Origin of the sequence: Methylobacterium sp. WL6, assembly GCF_008040095.1 — a bacterium.
Lineage (GTDB): Bacteria > Pseudomonadota > Alphaproteobacteria > Rhizobiales > Beijerinckiaceae > Methylobacterium.
On the sequence record NZ_VRVH01000624.1, the window covers coordinates 1 to 835 of the forward strand.

General features: G+C 74.9%; 1 protein-coding gene and 1 pseudogene. Both read left to right on the plus strand.

Annotated features, from left to right (window positions below; translation table 11 throughout):
* The coding region (locus tag FV230_RS28825) for an ATP-binding cassette domain-containing protein (RefSeq protein WP_147730007.1) at positions 1-319 on the plus strand (319 nt) is incomplete at its 5' end.
* 43 nt (positions 320-362) lie between these two features.
* Positions 363-835, plus strand: a pseudogene (locus FV230_RS28830) (aldose 1-epimerase family protein); the annotation flags it as partial.

Sequence of the window (835 nt, forward strand, 5' to 3'; positions counted from 1 at the left end):
GGGCTACGACGCCCGCGTCGGCGAGCGCGGCGCGCGCCTCTCCGGCGGCCAGCGCCAGCGCATCGGCATCGCCCGCGCGCTCTACCACGACCCCGACGTGATCGTGTTCGACGAGGCGACCTCGGCGCTGGACGGCGAGACCGAGGGCGCGGTGATGGCCGCGCTCGACGCGCTCGCCGGCCAGCGCACGCTGATCATGATCGCCCACCGCCTCACCAGCCTGGAAGCCGCCGACACGGTCCACGTGCTCGACGGCGGCCGCCTCGTGGCGTCGGGCCCGCTTCACGCGGTGACGCAGCATGTCGGGGCGGCCGCGTGAGCCGGGCGCCGACGAACCCACCCCGATCCGGAGCCGATGCCCCATGCCCGATCCGATCCACCTGAAGGCCGCCGACGGCACCACCGCGACCCTGACGCTCGCCGGCGCCGAGCCGGTGTCGTGGCGGGTGGGCGGCACCGAATACCTCTGGAGCGGCGATCCCGAGCACTGGAACCGGCACGCGCCCTGGCTCTTCCCGGTGGTCGGCGCCTCCGCCGGCGGGATGGTGCGGGTCGACGGCCGGACCTATCCGATGGCGCAGCACGGCTTCGCCCGCGACCTGCCCTTCGCGGTGGTGGAGCGGACGGACGAGGGCGTCACCCTGCGCCTGACCGAAACGGCCGAGACGCTGGCGCACTATCCCTTCCGCTTCCGCCTCGACATCACCGCGCGGGTGCGCCCCGCCGGGCTCGACTTCGCCATCGCGATCTACAATCCGGGCGAGACCGCCCTGCCCTATGGGCTCGGCTTCCACCCGGCCTTCCCCTGGCCGTTCGCGGGCGGGACGCGCGCGGC